This is a genomic window from Clostridium sp. (assembly GCF_051278035.1).
Lineage (GTDB): Bacteria > Bacillota > Clostridia > Clostridiales > Clostridiaceae > Clostridium_AD.
On record NZ_JBNMNU010000267.1, the window covers coordinates 1 to 3,927 of the forward strand.

The 3,927-nt window shown below is 28.5% G+C and carries 4 protein-coding genes; 1 reads left to right on the forward strand and 3 read right to left on the reverse strand.

The window, feature by feature from the left end:
• Nucleotides 1-442: 442 nt before the first annotated feature.
• The 3 genes from ACJAX4_RS22575 to ACJAX4_RS22585 are packed head-to-tail and all read right to left on the reverse strand — an operon-like array spanning nt 443 to nt 2,599.
• The gene (locus tag ACJAX4_RS22575) at nt 443-1,270 is read right to left on the reverse strand and encodes a hypothetical protein (RefSeq protein ID WP_435791692.1); all 828 of its coding nucleotides are present in this window, start codon (nt 1,268-1,270) and stop codon (nt 443-445) included.
• Between the two features lie 17 nt (nt 1,271-1,287).
• Nucleotides 1,288-1,581, reverse strand: a complete 294-nt coding sequence (locus ACJAX4_RS22580; protein WP_435791693.1) for a hypothetical protein — start codon at nt 1,579-1,581, stop codon at nt 1,288-1,290.
• Complete coding sequence (locus ACJAX4_RS22585) at nt 1,559-2,599, reverse strand: hypothetical protein (protein ID WP_435791694.1); 1,041 nt, start codon at nt 2,597-2,599, stop codon at nt 1,559-1,561. The genes ACJAX4_RS22580 and ACJAX4_RS22585 overlap by 23 nt, the downstream gene beginning before the upstream one ends.
• A gap of 413 nt (nt 2,600-3,012) precedes the next feature.
• Here ACJAX4_RS22585 and ACJAX4_RS22590 point away from each other — a divergent pair.
• The coding region (locus ACJAX4_RS22590) for a hypothetical protein (protein WP_435791695.1) at nt 3,013-3,927 on the forward strand (915 nt) is incomplete at its 3' end.

The window sequence follows — 3,927 nt, forward strand, 5'->3', positions numbered from 1 at the left end:
CTTTGCCTAGGACTTCCTCCAGCTCACACCTCACGGTGGATACCTTGTCTTCAGCTAGTGGTTGGTAACTACAGACCCCCACAGTGGACTTTCACCACCTAGTTAATTGCCATGCCTGGCACACTAAGAAAACCCACAACTAATTAATTAGTTGTGGGTTTTACTGTCTAATGACTATGATTTTGATACAATTTAGCGAGTTTTTAATGAAGCTTGTGATATTAATATTGCTAAATTGTAGGGGGTTCCGCTAAAAGGTGCACGCCCCTGTCAATGAAGTTAACATAAACCAAGAACAACTTCCTTAATTAGTAACACATAACTTGCTTCCAATCTTTATGCCTGCTTTCGTTAAGCGCTGAGCGCATTTTTATACTAACCTCAAACCTTATTGTAATAAAAATTAAATTTATGATATATGCGTTATTTATTAAAACCCCTATTATGCTAAATAAACTATTCCTTTGTCAAGTAATCTATTAAATACATTAGTAACTAACCCAATTCTGTCTTTTTTCAATCCAAATAGCTTAACAGAACCAGTTCCAATTTCATAATTAAATAATTTATCTATTTCAGTTAAACTGAATTTTTTGGGAAATAAATTAAGAGGTATTATAATAGATGAAGAATTTTTATTAACAAATCTATCGATATATTTTACTAATTTATTATTATCTATTATAAGTGCAATTATTTCTTTCTCGAGTTCAGCATCTCTAATTTTATCCTTTGCCTCATGTGACTTTAAATGTCCGGTTTGTTCTTCTTCTCTTATATTTTCTATTTCCTTTTCTTTAATTTCTTCTTCAGCTTTTGCTTCTTGTGTCTTTATAGAAAAGTCTTTATAATTTATTTCTTTAATTTGTGTCATAAAATATTTTATTTTTTCAAAAACATCCTGATTTAATAGGATTTTACTTATAAAATACCCTATAATAATCATTTTCAGTATACTTTCTGAAAATATAGACTTTATTATTAGTTTAGCCAATTCTATATTCCAACCTACAAGTGTATCCCACTGATTCCATACAACACTAAATATCTTTTTAATATTAAAGCTACTATAATTCATTGAGATGTATAAATAATTAAATATTATATATGATACAAGTAAAAAAACAATTATAGGATATTCGTTTTGAATAACTACAATTATTTTTTTAGAATAACTATCTTTTTTCGATTTATTTTTTATAATAAAGGATATTACTATAGTGAAAAAAGCAATCAAAATTACACCTGTATTTACTATGTTGCTTTCCAAATCTCAATCCCCCTAAGTTATTTAAATAATGCAAGCAGTTTATTGTCATACTCCCCACAAATCCTAAACTTCTCCTCAGTAAATTGAGGAATATAATTCTCGCCGCAAAATCTACAAATCATATTGTTATTTTCAGTATTGGATAAGTTTTCAGTATCGCATATTGGACACCTAGATGAAAATACCAAAATTATCAAACCATCAGTTAATAATTTATGTATTTCCCTATGCGTTTCTATATTACCTGTCTTAATTTTAGAAATTATAGAAAATATAGTTACTTCTTTATTAACTTGGTAAAACATTTCCAAAATTTTGAACCGGATCTCCTTCTGCGATTGCTCTTTCTGATATCCTGTAATCTGGGAAGACTTCTTCGCATACACTTTCAATTACCTCCTTACTTAAATATGGACCACTAGTAATAATTTCTCCATAATTTTTTATATGAAACCACCTGCTGTTAATAGTACATTCTATCGACCTTACCGTGTGACGTTCGTATTCTAAGGCATAACGGATTGCATCTAACCTTTGTCTACTATGCTTTCCATCAACCTTACTGCTTCTTAAACTATTTTTACCTTCACTGGGATCACTAGTTTCTATAACAAGTACAGGACCATCACCTTCGCCTCCACTAAGTTTTAGGGCATCCAGGTACCTCTTTATATAAAGATACAATTCATTTTCAAATCCAAATTTTAGTAATGAGTACTGAGTACCTTCATTAAATAGATTATAAAAAGCCTGTTTCTTTTCAGTAACAGCTTTAGCCTTCCAATTTCCTTCTTCTTCATCATTATTAATATCATTATAAAAAAGAAAGACTAACCCTTTAACTATATCAATTACGAATTTAGCACAATGGAAATATTCCTTAGGAGAACTAATTACAACATTATCTTCATCAACATCATCTCCCATATAACACCTTAATTGAGCCATCTTTACTATAATATAATTTGCGCCAAAACTAACATAGCAAGGAGATAAAGGTGTGTCTATATGATTTAATTTTTTATTACCTATTACCCCTTCCATTCTATTACTATTTACAAATTGTTCCCTAAATACCGTATTTATTACTTCTTCTAATTCTTTTTCCCTTAGTGAATAAACCATTATTTTCTTAAATGACATATCCTCTAATTCAAAAAGCACCTTTTGATTATCAATTTCCGTATAATCTAATAAGTTCTTTGTAAATTCCTCAATATTTGCTTCTTTTATATCAATCATATATCTATTTTTCAAATAATTTTTTATGTATTGAAATGATACCCCTATCATTCCAAGTGCCTGCCACCTTAAATTAGATAATTCCATATTAACCCCCTAAAATATATTACTTAAATACACAAGTATTCTAATAGCTATAATTATAGGAATATAGCTATTTCTTATTTAAGTATAACCCCCTTAGGAAGTACAAGCAATATATATATTGAAAAAATGTTGTAATTTACAAGTTATCTATAGAAATAATAAAGACTTAAAGCTATATTTCTATAGCCTCAAGCTAAGGGATAAACTCACATTTAAGTAATATCCATCAATGAACTCTTGATATATTCTCCTAACACTAATTGCCTGAACTTCTTCTCCATCACTTGTTTTTGTATAGATATCTTCTTTCTCAAAGAATACATCCACTATAGGGTTTGAGCAATTATATATATGTAATAAATGCCCCCTTAATCTCGTAAAATAATATATGATTAATATTTTAGGAGACCTCAATGCCAATAATTATGCCCTTAGCATTTAGTACTAACCTGCAGAGAATAATTTCTGCTAAAGAATACAATCCTGATATGAAAGATAAGGTGCTATGTGAAGACGTAAACTGTAGAATTGATGTTGCACATGTAAGGAAGTATGAAAGACAATATGGAAATCATAAAATTAATGTTGAAGCTTTTTTTAGGCTAAAGTCTAAATACTTTAAACACACCAACGAGTGTAAGTATAATGTAAATAATCAAATAAAGGTAATCGCAAGATTTTCCAACTCTGCAATAATCGAAACTATCGAAGAAGGTCATTTTAAATTTAGAATAAATCTTGTTTATGATGAATTTAAAATACTTGTTGGCGAAGAACCCCCACTACCAATTTCATTACATCCTGTAAAGAAAAATCAAAAAAGTATAAAATATATTCATGATGGAGAAATAATTCCTTATATATCAACAATGAAAAAAATTATGGAATTGAGAACAAAACTAGCCGGAAATGATGAACTAAGTAACCTTATTAGACTTGAAATTAAGGATCATGCTAGTAATCAAACAAAGGAAATTTTTTGGGATGATTTTTATTATACTCTTTATAATTACAAAAAATTATATGGTTATGTATCTTCAAATACATGTCAACACATTATATGTATAGAAGGTAAAATTAGAACATTTAATGAGCCTTCAAATAAATTCCCTTATTATAATATAAAATTAGAATCTCCTGCTGTTAAAAGAATAGGTTCAACAATTGTAAAAGTTCCATCATTACAACTATTATTAGACAATCAGAAAATCTTTGAATTTATAAAAGAGAATTCTCCTTATTATTCACGAATAGCCGCATTTGCTATTTTTAAAACTCCTAAAAAAAGAACAAGTGAATTAAAACAAATTGAATACTTGAATATAAGC